We start from the raw sequence: 17,452 nt of genomic DNA, 5'->3' as shown, positions 1-17,452 counted from the left end.
TCAGCGCATTTGCAGAATGATCGGGCTACTGCTCGCCGGGCCCGTGTGCTCACGCAACTTGCCCACCGCCTTGGCATCCACCGCCCCACCCTGATTGCCCCAGGTGCCGCGCACAAACGTCAGCACTTCAGCAATCTCCTGGTCCGACAACTGCTCACGGAACGCCGGCATGCGATAAGCGTCCGCCACATTGGCCGCCACTACGCGCTGCGAGCCATTGAGGGTGATGTTGATCGCCGAGGCGTCCTCCTTGGCCAGTGCGGAGGTGGCGCCGGCCAGCGGCGGCATCCAGTCCGGTTGCCCTTTGCCTTCCAGCCCGTGGCACGAGGCGCAGCGGGTCACATAGGTATGCGCACCCGGCGCATCCAGGCGTTGCGCAGCCGACACCGCCTGATACTGCCAGGCCGCACCGTCGCGCTGCTCGTCGCCCGGCAATGACCGCAGATAGCGTGCAATCGCCGCCAGGTCATCGTCGCTCATGAACTGCGTGGAGTTGTTGAACGCCTCGGTCATCGAGCCATAAACCACCGCATGTTTGTTGCGACCGGTCTTGAGGAACTGCACCACTTCCGGCTCGCTCCAGCGCCCCAGGCCGGTGTTGGGATCATCCCGCAGGCTCGGTGCGTACCAGCCGTCGAGCAAGCCACCGGCCAGGTACGGCTTGCCACTTTCATCCAGTGCCTTCTCGTTGAAGGCCAGGCCCCGTGGCGTGTGGCAACTGCCGCAATGCCCCGGGCCCTGCACGATGTAGGCCCCCCGGTTCCACAGTTCATCCTTCCCGGCCTTCGCGACATACGGCTTGCTGTCGGTAAACACGCCATTCCACAGCGCGATCGGCCACCGCATATTCAATGGCCACGGGATCGAACTCTTGATATTGGCCTGCTGCACCGGCGCCACGCCCTTCATGAAGAACGCGTACAGGGCGCGCACATCATCGTCGCTGAGCTTGGCGTAGGACGGATACGGCATCGCCGGATACAGGCGGCGCCCACCCGGCGCGACACCCTGGCGCACCGCGCGGTCGAAGTCGGCGAGGCTGTAGCTGCCAATACCGGTTTCCGGGTCTGGCGTGACGTTGGTGGCGTGGATCGCCCCCAGCGGCGTGGCCATTTCCAGGCCACCGGCAAAGGGCTTGCCGTTGGGCACGCTGTGGCACGCCACACAGTCGCTGAGCCGGGCGACATACTCGCCTCGGGCGACCAGCGCCGGGTCCGTGGCGACGGGCTCGGCCCCCAGCGGCGAGACAGGCTCGCGGGTGACATACCAGGCCAGCAGGCCTGCGGCGACCAGGCACGGCAGCGCCAGCCAGCCAACGGTTCTTGCGAATCGACGGTTGTTCATAAGTGCTCAGGCCCCGGTCAGGTGAAGGAGTGGCGGCTTAACGGCATGCTGCGAACACGCTGCCCGGTCAACGCCGCGACGGCGTTGGCCACGGCAGGCGCCACGGCGGGCAGCGGCGGTTCGCCAATACCGCCCATTTTTTCCCCGCTCTCGATCACGCGCACGTGCACCCGGGCCATCCGCGAAGGCGGCAACACCGGGTACAAATCGTAGTTACGCGCCCGAGGCAAGCCGTCCACATACACCGCTTCCTCCAACAGCACCTGGGACAAGCCCAGCGACACTGCCCCATTCACCTGCGCCTCGACAATCGCCGGGTTGACGATGCTGCCCGGGTCGACTGCCTGCCAGATGTCATGCACCTTGACCTGGCCGTTCTCGATCGACACCTCGGCAATCACCGCCGTCTGGGTGCCGAACGGTGACGCCATCGCCACCCCGCGTGCGCGCTTGCTGCCGTCTTCGGCAACAAACGGCCCACGTTTCCAGCCACCCGACAACTCGCCCACCGCCTTCAGCAGGGTGGTCAGCCGCTGGTTATCCCGCAACAGATGCAGGCGCAACTCGAACGGGTCCTTGCCCCCCTTGTCGGCCAGTTCATCCAGGAAAGATTCGTAGAAAAAGTCATTCAGCGAATTGCCCACCGAACGCCAGTAGCCCAGCATCACCGGGCCCTTCACATAGATCTGCGCGATACGCTTGTTGGGAATCGCATAGGACTTGCCGGACAGTCCCTCAAGGGCAGTCGGGTCGAGCTTCTCGCCCTGCTTGCCCGCCAGGGCCTCGGTTGGCCCCTCCGTGGCACTCACCGCTTCAATCGCCACCGGCCAGCCGTCGCTGTCCAGCGCCCCACGGAAATTCACCGCTGCGACCGGGCGCAGCACATCCCGCAGGAATTCTTCTTCGCGGCTCCAGATCAACTTCACCGGGCGCCCCACCGCCTTGGCCAACTCGATGGCCTGCGGGTAAGGACTGGCCGAGTCATACAGGAAATGCCGCCCGAAAAAACCACCCAACAACGGCGAATGCAGGGTAATCCGCTCCGGGGCCAGGCCGGTGCGCTTGGCGATATCGGCCAGGAACATGTCCTGCGCCTGATTCGGCAGCCAGATCTCCAGCGAACCGTCAGGGTTGAAGCGCGCCAGCGCCGAAGGCGGCTCCAACTGGGCATGGTGCAGGTACTGGTTGTGGTAAGTGGCCTCGACCCTGGTCTTGGCATTGGCCAGCGTGCCGGCCACGTCGCCCTCGTTCTCATCATCACGGGCCGGGCCGGTTTCTGCGGCCAGGCGCTTGAAATGCTCGTCGCTGGAAAAGTCCTTCGGCATCCCGCGCACCTTGGAATCAGCCGTCGGCTCCAGCCAGTCGACCTGAATCGACTCCACCGCACGCTTGGCATGCCACCAACGCTCGGCCACCACCGCCACCGCACCGGGCAGGCGATGCACCGAGTGCACGCCCGGCATGGCCTTGACCTGGTCTTCGTTGCGCAGGCTGCCCACGGTCATGCCGAGTCGGGGCGCATGCTGCACGGCGGCATGGAGCATGCCGTCGACCTTCATATCAATGCTGTACAGCGCCTTGCCGGTGGACTTGTCATACGCATCGAGACGCTTCACCGGCTTGCCGATCCAACGGAACTGGCTTGGGTCGCGCAGCTTCACACTGGCCACATCCGGTACCGGCAGGTCCATCGCCCGCCCGGCCAACTCGCCATACGCAAGAGAACGCCCGGACGCCGCGTGTACCACCTTGCCCGGCTCGGTCGACAGCTCGCTCACCGGTACCTTCAGCGCCTGCGCCCCGGCCTCCAGCAACATGGCCCGGGCCAGCGCACCCAGCCGGCGCATCGTGGGGTAACTCATCCGCACCGACATACTGCCGCCGGTGATGCGCATGCCGTTCTCCATCACCACAAAGGCTTCACCGGGCGGGGCACACTCAACCAGGAACGTGGCCGGGTCGGCGTCCAACTCCTCGCCGACAATCTGCGCCATCGCGGTGAACGTGCCCTGGCCGCCTTCGATAAACGGGCTGAGCAAACGAATCGTGTTGTCCGGGCGAATCTCCAGGAAGGCCGGCACCTGCGTACCGCGTTCGGCCGTGGCCGCGGCGGTGGCCGCCTGCACTCGGCCAGACCCCAACGGCAGGCCAAAACCGATCACCAGCGCGCCCACGGCCGTACTGGCCAGGAAGCGACGGCGGGACAGGTTCACCGGGTCAGTCAACGCCGCGACCAAGGGCAGCGCGGTGGGATCAATGCGAATGTTCATCAGGCCTCTCCCTTCTGCGCAAGGTCATGCACGGCGGCATGAATGGCGTTATAGGTGCCACAGCGACAGAGGTTGACCATGGCGGCCTCGATCTGCGCATCACTGGGCTTGGGCGTGTGCTTGAGCAGCGCGGTGGCCGCCATTACCTGGCCGGATTGGCAGTAGCCGCATTGGGCGACCTGGTATTCGACCCAGGTGGCGACGACCCGCTTGCCGACGTCATCGGACTCGATGGCTTCGATGGTGGTGATTTCGCGGCCGACCACGCCGGAAACGGGCGTGACGCAGGAACGCACGACATTGCCGTCCACAAGCACCGAACACGCACCGCATTGCGCCAGGCCGCAGCCGTATTTGGTGCCGGTCATGCCCAGGTTGTCGCGGATGACCCAGAGCAGAGGCGTGTCGGGTTCGGCGTCGACTTGGTGGGTCTGCTGGTTAATTCGTAATTCCATGGCTCACCCGCTGATCATCGGTTGGTGTTGCATTTTTTAGTATTTTTAGACGGCAAGACGGGGCCTCGCCGCTGGGCATCGATGGCCCGTCTGGTTCGCGCGCGCGTGGTTTGACTAGTCTAGCGGGCGATGGGAATGACTTTAGACCCTGGTTCATCAAGGCGCTATGCAGGGGTGGGCAAGATCGCAGGATTAGGCAAGTATTCAAGAGGATTGCGTCAGGGGGAGCGGCCTGTGGTGTCAGTGGCGGTCACGCCGGGTGGTGTTCCACCAGAAAGTCGACAAATGCCCTGACCCGCGCAGGCATCGCCGCGCCGCCGACGAACACCGCGTGAATCGGCTCCTGGTCTCCGGGGTTGTACGCTTCAAGCAACGGCACCAGATCACCGCTGGCCAGGTCATCTGCCACGCTGAATGCGCCAATGCGTGCGATGCCGGCACCCAGCTTGGCCAGCTGGGACAATACCTCCCCGCTGTTACCCTCGATCGTACCCGACACCTGCAGCGAAAAATCGCGCCCGTCCACGCGAAACGGCCAGTCGGGCGCTGCCCGGCGGAAGTTGAAACGCAGGCAGTTGTGGTTGAGCAAATCCTGCGGCACCTGCGGCGTGCCGTGACGCGCCAGGTAGTCCGGGGAAGCCACGATCACCTCGCCGATGGAGCCGATAAGGCGAGCGGTCAAGGGGCTGTCGGCCAATTGACCGAAGCGGATTGCAACGTCCGCTTGCCCGCCCAGGATATCCACCACCTCATCCTCCAGCCGCAACTCAACCACGATGGCCGGGTAGCGCGCGCTGAACGCGGCAACCAGCGGCACGATCGACAGCCGCCCGTGTGCGAGCGCCGCGCTGACCCTCAGCCGGCCCCGTGGTGCGCCCTGGTCGGTGATCGCATCCTCGACTTCGGCCATGTCCGCCAGGATCCGCCGGGCGCCGCGCAAATACGCTTCGCCTTCGGCGGTGAGCGTGATCGCCCGGGTGGTGCGCAGCAGCAGGCGGGTGCCTATGCGCCCCTCGATGCGGGTGATGATGCGGCTGATGGATGACGGCGTGAGGCCCAGCACCCGAGCCGCCCCCGAGAGGCTGCCCTGCTCCGCGACCATGGCGAACACCGCCATCTCCCCCGACCGACCGCCTATGTCCACTTGTGATCTCCACGCAAAGCTGTAGTGCCCTGCCGAGGGCTACCGCCTGAAAAGCCGTGATTGTAGCATTTGACACAAAGATGAGGAGTCACCCATGCGTATCAACCCACCCCTTGTAGCACTGTCCATCGGCGCCTTCGGCATCGGGGTCACCGAGTTTGCCCCCATGGGCATGTTGCCCGGGATCGCCGCCGACCTCGGTGTTTCCATTCCCGCCGCCGGGCTGCTGGTCAGCGCCTATGCCATGGGCGTGCTGATCGGCGCCCCGATCATGACCCTCGCGACAGCCAGGGTGGCGCGCCGTTATCTGCTGGTGGGCCTGATGGCCATTTTCACCCTGGGTAATCTGCTGTCCGCCCTGGCCACCGACTACCAGACCCTGATGGTCGCCCGGTTGGTGACATCGCTGAATCACGGGGCATTCTTCGGCATCGGCTCCATCGTGGCAGCGAGTGTGGTGGCGCCCGACAAACGCGCGGGGGCCGTCGCCGCGATGTTCCTCGGGCTGACACTGGCGACCATCGGTGGCGTGCCCCTGGCAACCTGGTTCGGCGAGAACTTCGGCTGGCGTACGGCGTTCTGGGGCATCAGCGGGCTCGGGGCGTTCGTGATGGTGGCCCTGTGGTGGGCGCTACCGAATACGCCCGCTCCAAAAGGGGCAAGCCTGATGGCCGAAATCCGCGTACTGGGCCGCGGGCCGGTGCTGGCAGCGCTGGCGTTGACCGTGGTGGGGTCCAGCGCCATGTTCACGGTGTTTACCTATATCGCGCCGATTCTGCGGGATGTCACCCACGCCTCGACCAACTTCGTCACCGCAATGCTCGTGCTGTTCGGGATCGGCCTGACCCTCGGCAACGTCTGGGGCGGCAAGTCTGCGGACCGTTCGGTGGACCGCACCCTGATAACGTCGCTCGTGGTCCTGATTGCCGTGCTGCTGGCCTTCTCTGTGCTCATGCAATGGCCGCTGCCCGCCGCCTTGTCGATCCTGCTGTGGGGCGCCGCCAGCTTTGCGCTGGTACCTCCCCTGCAGATGCGCGTGATGGAAGCCGCCAAGGATGCACCCAACCTGGCTTCGGCGATGAACATCGGTGCGTTCAACTTCGGTAACGCCATTGGCGCGGCGCTGGGGGGAGCAGTGATCAACGCAGGGCTGGGCTACCCGGCCATTTCGCTGGCTGGTGCGATCATGGCGGCCCTGGGTTTGCTGATGGTGCTGGGCCTCGGCTGGCGCTCGCGGCGCACAGGTTCACGTATCTGCCAGGAACCGGCGCAGGCATAAGGACAGCCGCGCTCACACGGTTCCCTACACCCTCCCCTCTGAAAAGCCCCGAATCCCGGGGCTTTTTTGCGTCTGCCTGCCCGCCATCCAGCGCTGCAAAAAATTTCAACTAGTGACTTTCATTATGAAATCCACTGTGCAATATTACTTGCGTAATATTTAGCAACAGATCCCGGAGTCCCTCATGAAGAAAGCCAGCTTCCAACCCATGTCCTGCCCGGTCGCCCGTGCCCTGGAGCACATCGGTGATGGTTGGAGCCTGTTGATCCTGCGTGATGCGTTCTACGGGCTGCGCCGTTTCGACGAGTTCCTGCAGAGCCTCGGGATCGCCTCGAACACCCTGACCCGCCGCCTGAATGCGTTGGTGGCCGGCGGCTTGCTGGAACGGCGCCCGTACCAGGACAACCCGCCGCGCCATGAGTACCACCTCACCGAAGCGGGCCGGGACTTGCGCCAGGTCATCCTCACGCTGATGGCCTGGGGCGCGCGGCATGCCGAGGGCTCGACCAAGGTGTTTCTCGCCGATGAGGCCACCGGGCGCCCGGTGGTGCTGGCGTTGATGGATGCCAACACCGGCAAACCCATCACCCGTGCGGGCCACCGCGTACATATCAGCGCCGATGCCGAACCGCTGACCCTGTGGCGCGCACGAACCGGCCGGGCCTACGCCGAAAAAGACCAGTTGGTCAGCCCCTTCCCCCACTAATACTCAACGAGGTCATTTCGTCATGGACGCTCCAGTCAGCGCTGTGCCCGAACCCACCCAACCATCCCGGCGCAAACAGGTTTTGCGCCTGGGGCTGCTGACCCTGGCCGTGGCGGGCGGCGTGTGGTACGCCAGCCACTGGTGGCTGGTCAGCCGGTTTATCGAAGACACCGACGACGCCTATGTCGGGGCGGATGTGACGGTGATCAGCGCCAAAGTGCCGGGCTATATCAGCGAAGTGACGGTGCAGGACAACCAGTTCGTACGGGCCGGCGACGTGCTGGCGCGCATCGATGTGCGCGACTACCGCACGGCCCTGGCCAAGGCCGACGGCGCCGTGGCCGCGCAACAGGCCTCGCTCGCCAACCTCGACGCCACCGAACAACTGCAACTGGCGGTGATCAACCAGGCCAAGGCGCAGATCGACGCCACCGATGCCGAAGCACAACGGGCCGGCGACGATCAAACGCGTTACCAGAACCTGGTGCGCAGCCAGGCCGTATCGGTCGAAAGCGCACAGCGGGTCAGCGCCGTATGGAAGACCGCCCGCGCCGACCACTCCCGGGCACAGGCCGGGTTGATGGCGGCGCGCCGGCAAATCGACGTGATTGAAACCCAGCGCGGCCAAGCGCGTGCCGCGTTGCAACAGGCGCAGGCCGAACGCGACCAGGCGCAATTGAACATCAGCTATACCGAACTGCGGGCGCCGGTGGATGGTTACGTGGGCAACCGCCGCGCCCGGGTCGGCGCCTACGCCGCGGCCGGCAGCCAACTGATCTCGGTGGTGCCCGCGAAAGGATTGTGGGTGGATGCCAATTTCAAGGAAGACCAATTGGGGCGCCTGCAGGTCGGGCAAAGCGTGAGCATCCGCGCCGACATCCTCCCCGGCCGTGAATTCCACGGGCACATCGAGAGCCTGGCCCCTGCCACCGGGGCGCAATTCAGTGTGCTGCCGCCGGAAAACGCCACCGGCAACTTCACCAAGATCGTGCAGCGAGTGCCGGTGCGCGTGCGCCTCGACAGCAATGACGCCGACTTCGGCGCCCTGCGTCCGGGCCTGTCGGTGATGGCGAAGGTCAACACCGATGAGGCGTTCGAGGACCAGGCCAGCGCCCTCAAGGCCCAGCTATGAACAGCCCGTTGCCCGCCCTCAGCACCGCACAAAAGGTCGCGGCCTTCGCCACCATGTGCGTGGGCATGTTCATCGCCTTGATCGACATCCAGATCGTCTCCGCCTCCCTCAAGGACATCGGCGGCGGGTTGTCTGCCGGCGCGGACGATACGGCGTGGGTGCAGACCGCCTACCTGATCGCGGAAATCATCGTGATCCCCATGTCAGGCTGGCTCTCCCGGGTGATGAGCACGCGCTGGCTGTTCGCGGCGTCGGCGGCCGGGTTCACCTTGACCAGCCTGCTGTGCGCGATGGCCTGGAACATCCAGAGCATGATCGCGTTTCGCGCCTTGCAGGGGTTCCTGGGGGGCTCGATGATTCCGTTGGTGTTCACCACCGCGTTCATGTACTTCAACGGCAAGCAGCGGGTGATCGCCGCCTCCACCATCGGCGCCATCGCGTCCCTGGCCCCCACATTGGGCCCGGCCGTGGGCGGTTGGATAACCGACATCTCCTCCTGGCATTGGCTGTTCTACATCAACCTGCTGCCCGGCCTCTTCGTGACCTTTGCGGTGCCGATGCTGGTCAAGGTCGACCGCCCCAACCCGTCATTGCTCAAGGGCGCCGACTATATCGGCATGGCGTTGATGGCGGTGTTTCTCGGCTGCCTGGAATACACCCTTGAAGAGGGCCCGCGCTGGAACTGGTTCAGCGACAGCACCATCTCGACCACTGCCTGGATAGCCGCCATCAGCGGCGGGCTGTTTATCTGGCGTTGCCTGGAGATCAAGGAGCCGATCGTCGACCTGCGCGCGCTTCGGGACAGGAACTTCGCCCTGGGCTGCCTGTTTTCATTTATCACCGGCATCGGCATTTTCGCCACCATCTACCTCACGCCGCTGTTTCTCGGGCGGGTGCGCGGGTACGGCTCGCTGGATATCGGCCTGGCGGTGTTTTCCACGGGGGTGTTCCAGTTGCTGGCGATCCCGGTGTACGCCTTGCTGGCCAATCGTTTCGACCTGCGCTGGATTTTGATGTTCGGGTTGTCGTTATTCGCCCTGTCTATGTGGGACTTCTCCCCCATCACCCACGACTGGGGCGCCAGGGAGCTGCTGCTGCCCCAGGCCATACGCGGGTTTGCTCAACAAATGGCAGTGCCGCCGGTGGTCACCCTGACCCTCGGCGCACTGGCCCCCGACCGCCTGAAGCTCGCCTCGGGCCTGTTCAACCTGATGCGCAACCTCGGCGGCGCCATCGGCATCGCCGCCTGCGCCACGGTGCTCAATGACCGCACCAACCTGCACTTCCTGCGCCTGGCTGAACACCTGAACATCCGGAACGAATCGATGAATGTGTGGCTTGACCAGCTTTCCGGGAATGCCCAGTTGCTGGGACAAAACAGCCTGGATTCGAGCCAGTTCGCGCTGAGTCAGCTGTGGGCGCTGACCTGGCGCGAGGCGCAAACGCTGACCTATGCGGACGCATTCCTGATGATCATGGTGTGCTTCGTCGTCGCCGTGTTGCTGGTGCCGTTGATGCGCAAGGTGCAGCCGCCGAAGCAGCCGACTGCGGATGCGCATTGAATCGTCCGATCATGTTAAAGGCCGCACCGGCGCCAGCCGGCTGAGCTTGGTCATCTGTTTGAATATCAGGCCAGGCGCAACCCGGCTGGCTACCTTCAGCACCTTGCTCAACCCCGGGCATATGTCCAGTTGGCCGGCTTCGATTTGCCGGATGCAGTGCTGCACCATCAGCACCGGGTCCATGCCTTTTTCGTTCTTCATTTCTTCCGCGAACTCGGCCCTGAGCAGCGGTGTTTCGGTGCCGGGTGGGGCAAGCTCCACCACGGTGACGGCGCTGTGCTGAAGCTGTGCCCGCAGGCACTGGGTGTAAGCGTGCAATGCGGACTTGGACGCACTGTAGACGGGCGCCGCCGGAAACGGCACAAACGCCAGCCCGGACGAGACGTTAACAATCAAACCGTGCGGGTGCTTGAGCAGCCAGGGAAGAAACTGCTGGATCATCCGGATCGGGCCGTTCAGGTTGATCTCGATCTCTTCAGTCACGTCCGCCAGCGCCCGCCCTCCGGCCAGCTTGATATTGCGCATCACGCCCGCGTTATTCACCAGCGTATCGAGCCCAGGGAACTGACCGGTGACTGCCGCAAACAGCGTTTGGATGCTGGCGGGGTCGCGCACGTCGCTTTGAAACGTGTGCAGGCTCGGCAGCAGTTGCCGCGCCTCGTCCAGCCTGTGCTGATCGCGGCCCGTCACGATCACGGTATTGCCTCGTGCCACAAGCTGGCGGGCAAGCTCAAGCCCGATACCACTCGAACCTCCCGTCACTAGCACTGTTCGTCCGGTCATCTTCATCGAAACTCTCCAATGGTGGGTCACACGCAAGGAGCTTGAGGGATACACTGGCCTTAAGTAAGTAGGCACCCAAAAGATCTATACGCACCTGAAAGAGAGCGTCCAACGAATGAACAAACACCCTGGCTTTACCGACGAGCAGATTGCCGCCGCCCAGTTTTATGCCCGGCAAACACCCCCGAAGGATCTGGACCCACGGATCGCGCCCCTGGTGACCGACCTGATAGGTCGCGTTGCAGACAAATGGACCATGCTGATTCTTGAAGCCTTGATCGAGACGACGCCGCTGCGCTTCACGCGCCTGAGTGAGCGAGTCGGCGGCATCAGCCAGAAAATGCTGACGCAGACTTTGCGGGGGATGGAGAGGGACGGCTTGGTGGTGCGCAAGGTCTACCCCGTCGTACCGCCGAAGGTCGAATACAGCCTGACAACCCTCGGCTTTACGCTGGGTGCCGCCTTTTGTGGCGTATGGGTCTGGGCGGCAAACAACCTGGAGGAGATTGAACAGGCACGGGCGGATTTCGATCTACGGTGCAACACCGAGTCATAAGGCCGCAAGGCACTGGAGCACCTCTCCAATCCCGTCAATATCGGGAGCCTCGCTCACGGCGGCTTGCGGGCTGCACCATGGGTAACTCAGGCCGGACACCCAGCTCATCACGCTCCCCAGGTCTGACGCCGGCAGCGTCTTCATATGCTTGATGGTAATCGTCAGCCTTTCGACCAGCCCCGCTTCGGCATTGAACTGCCATTCATACACCCCGCACCCAACCCGGGCTTCGCCGGAGTTCTTGTCGGACATGCCCACCAGCCATTTGCACTGATAGGTTTTGGCCCCCGCCTGCGGTGGCTGCCCCAGGCAAAACGTATAGACGTTTTCAAAGGTCTGCCCGAACCGCCTCACCAGCACATCGCCGATGCCGCCCACCCCTTCGACGTGGGGCGGAAACGAGATGGACCCGGTGCGCACCACCATGTCCAGGATTGCCTCGGGAACAAACGCCCGGCTGAGCAAATGCGGGCGGTTGCCGTCCTTGGCGAGTATGTAGTGCTGAATCGCGAGTTGAGCAGTGTTCATGGTTTTTCCGTCGATTCCCTATCAGGTAATGCTTAGGCCTTCTGGATCAGCTCTCAGAGGTAACAACAGGCTCATCACCGGACTCGGCAGCCAGCTTCAATCGGTCTGCTTTGCTGATGTATTTATCCTTTTTGGCCGGTGCCAATTTGGCGCTGGCCTTTTTGGCCTTGGCCTTGAACAGCTGCTGTAGTTTTTTTTGACGATTCATGTTTTCTATCCGGTGTGTAATCAGTGCTTGCCGGCGTGATTATCCATCTTTCATGCCTTTATCGAAGCAGATTTAATTCACGGCACTCCACAGCACCACCGCGGTCTGTCCCTATACGCCTCTATTCTCGCCCAGCGGAGCCACCATGATCATCGTCCACCACCTCAACAACTCCCGTTCGCAACGCATCCTGTGGCTGCTCGAAGAACTCGGCCTGCCCTACGAGCTCAAGCGCTACCAGCGCGACCCGAAAACCAACCTCGCGCCCCCTGAACTCAAGGCGATCAATGCCCTGGGCAAATCACCGGTGATTCAAGACGGTCCCCACGTGGTGATCGAGTCCGGCGCCATCATCGACTACCTGATTCGCCGCCATGGCAACGGCCGCCTGCAACCGGATCCGGCCACTGCCACCTATGACGAATACGTGCAATGGCTGCACTTCGCCGAAGGTTCGGCCATGCTGCCACTGATGCTCAACCTGTACGTCGGGCGCCTGGGTGACGCGGGTGCGCCGTTGCATCCGCGTATCGAATCCGAGGTGGCGAACTACCTGGGTTATCTGGACAACGCACTGGGGCTCACGCCGTACCTGGTGGGTGACGAATTGACCGGCGCGGATATCCAGATGAGCTTCATCGGCGAAATCGCCCGGGCTCAGGGCAAGCTGCAGGCCTACCCGAATGTGGCGGCATGGGTGCAACGGTTCCAGGAACGGCCGGCGTATCGCAAGGCGCTGGAACAGGGTGGTGAATATGCGTTTGCGAAGTAAAAGGCCAGGCGGTTCCGGCGGGTGTTCATCTGTATTGCGTTAATCCCCGGGATGAGGATTACTGTAGGACGCATCCGGCATTGAGATAACACAGCATGTTCGAACTCGCCCCCATCCTGACGTATGTCGCCGTGGTCATCGGCCTTTTCCTGATTCCCGGCCCAGCCGTGCTGCTGGTGATCACCCGCACCCTCCAGGGTGGGCGCAAGGTCGGGATTGCCACCGGGCTGGGGGTGGCCTCGGGCGACCTGATCCATACGCTGTGCGCGGCGCTCGGCCTGTCGGCCATCCTGATGACCTCGGCCGTGGCGTTCAACGTGGTCAAAATCGTCGGTGCCTGCTACCTGATCTACCTGGGCGTACGCGCCTTCATGGCCAAGCCTGGCGCCACCACGCGCAAAGACCTGCCCACCGTGACCTCCACCCAGGCGTATTTCCAGGCGGTGGTTGCCGAAGTGCTGAACCCGAAAACCGCGATTTTCTTCCTGGCCTTCCTGCCGCAGTTTATTCACCCGGAATCCGGTTCTTCCCTGGCGCAGTTCGCGGTGTTGGGGTTGATCTTCTCGGGGCTCAGTGCGGTGTACACCACGCTGATTTCGGTGGCGATTCGTCCGTTGAGCCAATGGATGGTGGGGCTTTCAAGGCTGCGCCGTTGGGAGGGGAAGATCATTGGGACGTTGTTCATGGGATTGGGGCTGAAGATTGCTTTCCAGCAGCGTTAATCGGTTGCAAACCGCTGCCTTTTAACCCGGTACATCTCACCATCCGCGTGGCTGAGCAGGCTGTCGGCATCTGCCCCATCCGCCGGGTAAAACGCTACGCCGATACTGCAGGACGGCATCTTGACCGCGCCAAACTCAGCGCTCAGGGGCTGGGTCATCACCGCAACTATCTGCTGCACTTTGGCCGACACGGCTTCCGGTGATTGAATATCCGTCAGCAGCACGGTGAATTCATCCCCGCCCATCCGGGCCACCAGGTCGCTCTCACGCACACACCCTTCCAACCGTCGTGCAATCACGCAAAGCACGCGGTCGCCCACGGCATGCCCGTGCACATCATTGATGGCCTTGAAGTCATTCACGTCCAGAAACAGCAAGGCCAGAGGACTTTTGTGGTGGTGGGCGGCTTGCAGGGCCTCGTCCAACCGGTCATTGAACAGCGAGCGATTGGTGAGGGCCGTCAACGGGTCGTGATGGGCGAGGAAACGCAGCTCTTCCTCCGCCTGCGTGAGGGCGGTTACGTCCCGCGCAACACCGATCCGCGCCCCCACTTCCTCGGACCAGAAGGCCGCCCACAGAATGTGCACCACGCTGCCATCCTTGCGGATATAGCGGTTGCGGAAGTCGACGTGGGGCTTGCCATTCATGACCCGCACAATCGACGCCCGGGTACGGGCTAGGTCTTCAGGGTGCATGTAGTGGGTGATCAGGGTGCCGGTCAGCTCCTCGGCGCGGTACCCCAGCAGCGCTTCGCAGGCATCACTCACAAACACGATCTGGTTTTCACTGTCGACCACGAACACCGTATCCAGCATCAAGTGGATCAGTTTGGGATAGAGGGCTTGCAGGTCAACGGGCATAGGTCTGGGGAGCGTCTGGTTCGGATTGGGCGATCATAGCCCGATCCCGAAGGATGGCGAAAAGGAATCATAGCGGCCCGCAGAATAGCCCCCGGCAATGTTGCTGCGCCAACTGCGTCGCCACCAGCAGGCTGCGCCACCCTTCAAGGTCGTAGGAGAGCGCCCGCCAGAGCAGCCACGGCCAATAGTCGCAGAGGTGGAACACGCACCAGATCATTCGACACTCGGTTTTTATAATGAACGAATGATTGCTATGCTGAACACCCGGCGACAAAGCGTCAACCCATTTATGGATGATTTGAAGAACAAATGACCGACATAACGAACAATCTCAATCCAAGCCGAATCGACCTGCTGGCCCTGTCGATCAAGCGCGAACGACAGGCTGCGGGGCTTTCATTGACTGAACTGGCAAAACGCGCAGGCGTGGCGAAGTCGACCTTGTCCCAGCTGGAGTCCGGCATCGGCAACCCCAGTATCGAGACCCTGTGGTCGTTGGCCACGGCGATGGGCTTGCAGGTGACCCGGTTCTTCGAACAACCCCAGCAACACCTGCGGGTAATTCGCGCCAACGAGGGCCTGACCACCTATACCGAAACCGGCCACTACGCGGCCACACTGCTTGCGGATTGCCCGGCGGGCGTGCGTCGCGATATCTACCGGCTCAAGGTACAGCCGGGCGAAGCGCGCCTGTCTCAGCCCCACCCTGCCGGCACCGTCGAGCACGTGCTGCTGTGCAGCGGCAGCGCGAATATCGGCCCGGCCGGTGCGCCTGTGCTGCTGCACGCCGGCGACTACATCAGCTACCTGGCGAATGCGCCCCATGTGTTCGAAGCACTTGAGGCGGATACCACGGCGGTGATGGTGATCGAACATCCCTAAGCCGCGGGGATGTGCCCTCAGGCATGGATAGGCAGGGCCAACCCGAACAGCACAAAAAAACCGCCGCAGACTTTGTTGAATCGGCGCCCGGTTCGCGCCAGCCAGGGCCGTACCCGGTGCGCGGCGCTGGCCACCAGGTACTCGACGATGAACTCCACCACGGCGTAGGTCAGGGCGATGGTGAGCGTCTGCGCGATGATGCTCCGGTGCGGGTCCAGGAACGGTGGAATAAACGCGGTGAACAGCAGCAAGGCCTTGGGGTTCGAGATCGCCGATACCAGCCCCTGGCGGAACAGCGGCCAGCTCCGCGAGCTGGTAGTGCCGGTCGCCTCAAGGCTGACCGGTGCCGCCCGCCACAGCCCGAAGCCCAGCCAGATCAGGTACAGCCCACCCGCCACCTTCAAGGCCGTGAACAAACTGGCCGATGCCTGGATCAGCGCACCCAACCCCAACGCACACAGCGCCAGCACAATCGCAAAACCGAGCACGCCGCCGCTGATGGTGAACAGCGTTTTGCGGCTGCCGTGAAGCGCACCGTGGGTCAGCGCCAATAACGCATTGGGCCCTGGCACCACCGAGATGCCGAAGCAGGTAACCAGGTAAAGCAACCAGGTATCAAAGGGCATGGATCCGATCCAGAAGGTGTTGGTTCAAGGCAGAATGTTGCGGGTGAACAAGCGTCCATGAAAAGCGCATAATTCAGGCCTTAGCCATTCGATTAACGAATAGAGGTCAGCGCGATGCCCGCCAGCGATTTGCAACTCGATTGGCTCAAATGCTTTGTGGCCGTGGTGGATGCCGGCTCGTTGTCTGGCGCCGCCCACGAGGTCAACCGCTCGCAGTCCGCCGTCAGCATGCAGATGAAGAAACTCGAAGCCGCCCTTGGGCGACAGCTCTTGAGTCGCGGCCCGAGGCACCTGCAATTGACTGCCGATGGCCAGACGCTGCTGAGCTACGCCCGGCGCATGCTCGCCCTGCACGCTGAAACCCAGGCGGCGTTTCACGGTGAAGAGCTGACCGGGCGCATCCGCCTTGGCGTTGCCGAAGACTACGCGGCCCGGTACCTCACGCCGCTGCTCAAGCGCTATTCGCCGCGCTACGCCGGTGTGGAAATCGAACTGACCTGTGAACAGTCGACCACGCTGATCCCGCAGCTGCGCAGCGGCGATCTTGACCTGGCGCTGGTGTCTCGGGACTCGCCCCAAAGCGGCACATTCCTGTTCAAGGAGCCCATGGTATGGGTAGGTTCACCGCAGTTCGAACTGTGGCGGCGCGACCCGATCCCCATCGCCGTCTACGAAAGCGCAAGCCTCGCCCGGCGGTATGCGGTGAACGCACTCACCCAGCAAGGCCGCGAATTCAAGGTGGTGTACAACAGCTCCAGCCTTGCCGGCCAGGTGGCCGCCGTCGAGGGCGGGCTCGCGATTGCCGCGATCACCCAATGCACCGTGCAGGATTCGCTTCAGGTACTCGGTGACGAGCACGGTTTGGGCAGCATTGAGCCCATGGAGGTTTCGATTCTGCGTAGCCGGGCGTCCCGCGGGTCCAAGGCGGTCAATAGCCTGCATGCGTTCATCATCCGGACGCTGCGGGCTCAGCCTTAGTGGGCAGAGCGTTTCGGCACAATCATCGAGCGCTTCGGCGCAGTGCCGTGCCTACGCGCTGTTTAGGATCAAGGCTCAAACCACGCCTGGACATCACCGCAATGAAACTCAAAGCACTTGCCCCCGCGATCACCCTGATCATGGCCGCCAGCGGACACGCCGCCAGCTTCTCACTCAACAGCCCGGACATTGCCGACCAACGCCCGCTGACGCACCTGCAGGAATTCAACGGCTTCGGCTGCAGCGGCGGCAACACCTCCCCTGCCCTGTCCTGGGCCAACGCCCCGGCGGGCACCAAAAGCTTCGCCATCACCGTCTACGATCCCGACGCCCCGACCGGCAGCGGCTGGTGGCACTGGACGGTGGTGAACCTGCCTGTCACCGTCTCCAGCCTGCCGAGCAATGTGGGCACCCACCTGCCGGCCGGGGCGGTGCAAGGCCGCACGGACTACGGCCAACCCGGCTTCGGCGGCGCCTGCCCGCCCGTGGGTGATAAACCGCATCGCTATCAATTCACCGTGTGGGCGTTGAAAGTCGACACCCTGCCGATCGACAATCAATCCAGCGGCGCCCTGGTCGGCTACATGCTCAATGCCAACAGCCTGGCCAAGGCCACAATCACGGCCCCTTACGGACGCTAGTCAC

19 protein-coding genes are annotated in these 17,452 nt (G+C 63.2%); 10 read left to right on the top strand and 9 right to left on the bottom strand.

The features are described 5' to 3' along the window. The 4 genes from QF039_RS09000 to QF039_RS08985 all read right to left on the bottom strand — a co-directional run bounded on the left by QF039_RS09000 (window position 1) and on the right by QF039_RS08985 (window position 5,213). Complete coding sequence (locus QF039_RS09000; RefSeq protein WP_003215611.1) at window positions 1-1,344, bottom strand: cytochrome c; 1,344 nt, start codon at window positions 1,342-1,344, stop codon at window positions 1-3. 17 nt (window positions 1,345-1,361) lie between these two features. Next, complete coding sequence (locus QF039_RS08995; protein WP_177044964.1) at window positions 1,362-3,614, bottom strand: molybdopterin cofactor-binding domain-containing protein; 2,253 nt, start codon at window positions 3,612-3,614, stop codon at window positions 1,362-1,364. Beyond that, on the bottom strand, window positions 3,614-4,069 hold the full coding sequence (locus QF039_RS08990; RefSeq protein WP_003215609.1) for a (2Fe-2S)-binding protein: 456 nt from the start codon (window positions 4,067-4,069) through the stop codon (window positions 3,614-3,616). Before QF039_RS08990 ends, QF039_RS08995 begins: the two co-directional genes overlap by 1 nt. Window positions 4,070-4,319: 250 nt before the next feature. Beyond that, a complete protein-coding gene (locus QF039_RS08985) occupies window positions 4,320-5,213 on the bottom strand; it encodes a LysR family transcriptional regulator (RefSeq protein WP_023658741.1) in 894 nt (297 codons plus the stop codon). A 94-nt stretch (window positions 5,214-5,307) separates the two neighbouring features. Here QF039_RS08985 and QF039_RS08980 point away from each other — a divergent pair, with 94 nt between their 5' ends. From QF039_RS08980 to QF039_RS08965, 4 genes are all read left to right on the top strand, one after another. Continuing rightward, the gene (locus QF039_RS08980; protein WP_177022097.1) at window positions 5,308-6,492 is read left to right on the top strand and encodes an MFS transporter; all 1,185 of its coding nucleotides are present in this window, start codon (window positions 5,308-5,310) and stop codon (window positions 6,490-6,492) included. 184 nt (window positions 6,493-6,676) lie between these two features. After that, on the top strand, window positions 6,677-7,198 hold the full coding sequence (locus QF039_RS08975; RefSeq protein WP_307517539.1) for a helix-turn-helix domain-containing protein: 522 nt from the start codon (window positions 6,677-6,679) through the stop codon (window positions 7,196-7,198). A gap of 22 nt (window positions 7,199-7,220) precedes the next feature. After that, window positions 7,221-8,330: an HlyD family secretion protein gene (locus tag QF039_RS08970; protein WP_008434719.1), complete on the top strand. Its 1,110-nt coding sequence runs from the start codon at window positions 7,221-7,223 to the stop codon at window positions 8,328-8,330. Next, window positions 8,327-9,892, top strand: a complete 1,566-nt coding sequence (locus tag QF039_RS08965) for a DHA2 family efflux MFS transporter permease subunit (protein WP_177036111.1) — start codon at window positions 8,327-8,329, stop codon at window positions 9,890-9,892. The genes QF039_RS08970 and QF039_RS08965 overlap by 4 nt, the downstream gene beginning before the upstream one ends. Window positions 9,893-9,901: 9 nt before the next feature. Here the strand turns inward: QF039_RS08965 and QF039_RS08960 are convergent, their stop codons facing one another. Beyond that, complete coding sequence (locus QF039_RS08960; protein WP_307517534.1) at window positions 9,902-10,681, bottom strand: SDR family oxidoreductase; 780 nt, start codon at window positions 10,679-10,681, stop codon at window positions 9,902-9,904. A 109-nt stretch (window positions 10,682-10,790) separates the two neighbouring features. On the opposite strand from QF039_RS08960, the gene QF039_RS08955 reads away from it, so the two are divergent. Next, window positions 10,791-11,231: a helix-turn-helix domain-containing protein gene (locus QF039_RS08955; protein WP_003215603.1), complete on the top strand. Its 441-nt coding sequence runs from the start codon at window positions 10,791-10,793 to the stop codon at window positions 11,229-11,231. Here QF039_RS08955 and QF039_RS08950 read toward each other — a convergent pair. Beyond that, window positions 11,226-11,759 carry a hypothetical protein gene (locus QF039_RS08950; RefSeq protein ID WP_307517532.1) on the bottom strand — a complete coding sequence of 178 codons (534 nt, stop codon included), beginning with the start codon at window positions 11,757-11,759 and terminating at the stop codon, window positions 11,226-11,228. The two genes, QF039_RS08955 and QF039_RS08950, sit on opposite strands and share 6 nt — an antisense overlap. A 46-nt stretch (window positions 11,760-11,805) precedes the next feature. Then, window positions 11,806-11,967 (bottom strand): DUF2986 domain-containing protein, encoded by a 162-nt coding sequence (locus QF039_RS08945; RefSeq protein WP_008434728.1) that lies wholly within the window; start codon window positions 11,965-11,967, stop codon window positions 11,806-11,808. 145 nt (window positions 11,968-12,112) lie between these two features. On the opposite strand from QF039_RS08945, the gene QF039_RS08940 reads away from it, so the two are divergent. Continuing rightward, window positions 12,113-12,739, top strand: coding sequence for a glutathione S-transferase family protein (locus tag QF039_RS08940; RefSeq protein ID WP_167663250.1), 627 nt, complete (start codon window positions 12,113-12,115; stop codon window positions 12,737-12,739). A 95-nt stretch (window positions 12,740-12,834) separates the two neighbouring features. Beyond that, the gene (locus tag QF039_RS08935) at window positions 12,835-13,461 is read left to right on the top strand and encodes a LysE family translocator (protein WP_307517528.1); all 627 of its coding nucleotides are present in this window, start codon (window positions 12,835-12,837) and stop codon (window positions 13,459-13,461) included. Here QF039_RS08935 and QF039_RS08930 read toward each other — a convergent pair. Continuing rightward, window positions 13,458-14,321, bottom strand: a complete 864-nt coding sequence (locus tag QF039_RS08930) for a sensor domain-containing diguanylate cyclase (RefSeq protein WP_008434731.1) — start codon at window positions 14,319-14,321, stop codon at window positions 13,458-13,460. The two genes, QF039_RS08935 and QF039_RS08930, sit on opposite strands and share 4 nt — an antisense overlap. A 309-nt stretch (window positions 14,322-14,630) precedes the next feature. Between QF039_RS08930 and QF039_RS08925 the strand changes: the two genes are divergently transcribed. Next, entirely contained in the window at window positions 14,631-15,203 is a 573-nt protein-coding gene (locus QF039_RS08925) for a helix-turn-helix domain-containing protein (protein WP_008434733.1), read from the top strand. A gap of 17 nt (window positions 15,204-15,220) precedes the next feature. On the opposite strand, the gene QF039_RS08920 is transcribed toward QF039_RS08925, so the two are convergent. Then, window positions 15,221-15,829 (bottom strand): LysE family translocator, encoded by a 609-nt coding sequence (locus QF039_RS08920; RefSeq protein WP_087694681.1) that lies wholly within the window; start codon window positions 15,827-15,829, stop codon window positions 15,221-15,223. A 114-nt stretch (window positions 15,830-15,943) separates the two neighbouring features. Between QF039_RS08920 and QF039_RS08915 the strand changes: the two genes are divergently transcribed. Together QF039_RS08915 and QF039_RS08910 are read left to right on the top strand one after the other, a co-directional pair. After that, the gene (locus QF039_RS08915; protein WP_177019879.1) at window positions 15,944-16,807 is read left to right on the top strand and encodes a LysR family transcriptional regulator; all 864 of its coding nucleotides are present in this window, start codon (window positions 15,944-15,946) and stop codon (window positions 16,805-16,807) included. Window positions 16,808-16,908: 101 nt separating this feature from the next. Continuing rightward, complete coding sequence (locus QF039_RS08910) at window positions 16,909-17,448, top strand: kinase inhibitor (protein ID WP_003215583.1); 540 nt, start codon at window positions 16,909-16,911, stop codon at window positions 17,446-17,448. The last annotated feature ends 4 nt before the right edge of the window (window positions 17,449-17,452 follow it).

It is taken from the genome of Pseudomonas sp. W2I6 (assembly GCF_030815935.1).
Taxonomy (GTDB): domain Bacteria; phylum Pseudomonadota; class Gammaproteobacteria; order Pseudomonadales; family Pseudomonadaceae; genus Aquipseudomonas.
The sequence above is the reverse complement of the archived record's forward strand: the minus strand, read 5'-3'. Positions and strand labels throughout refer to the sequence as shown.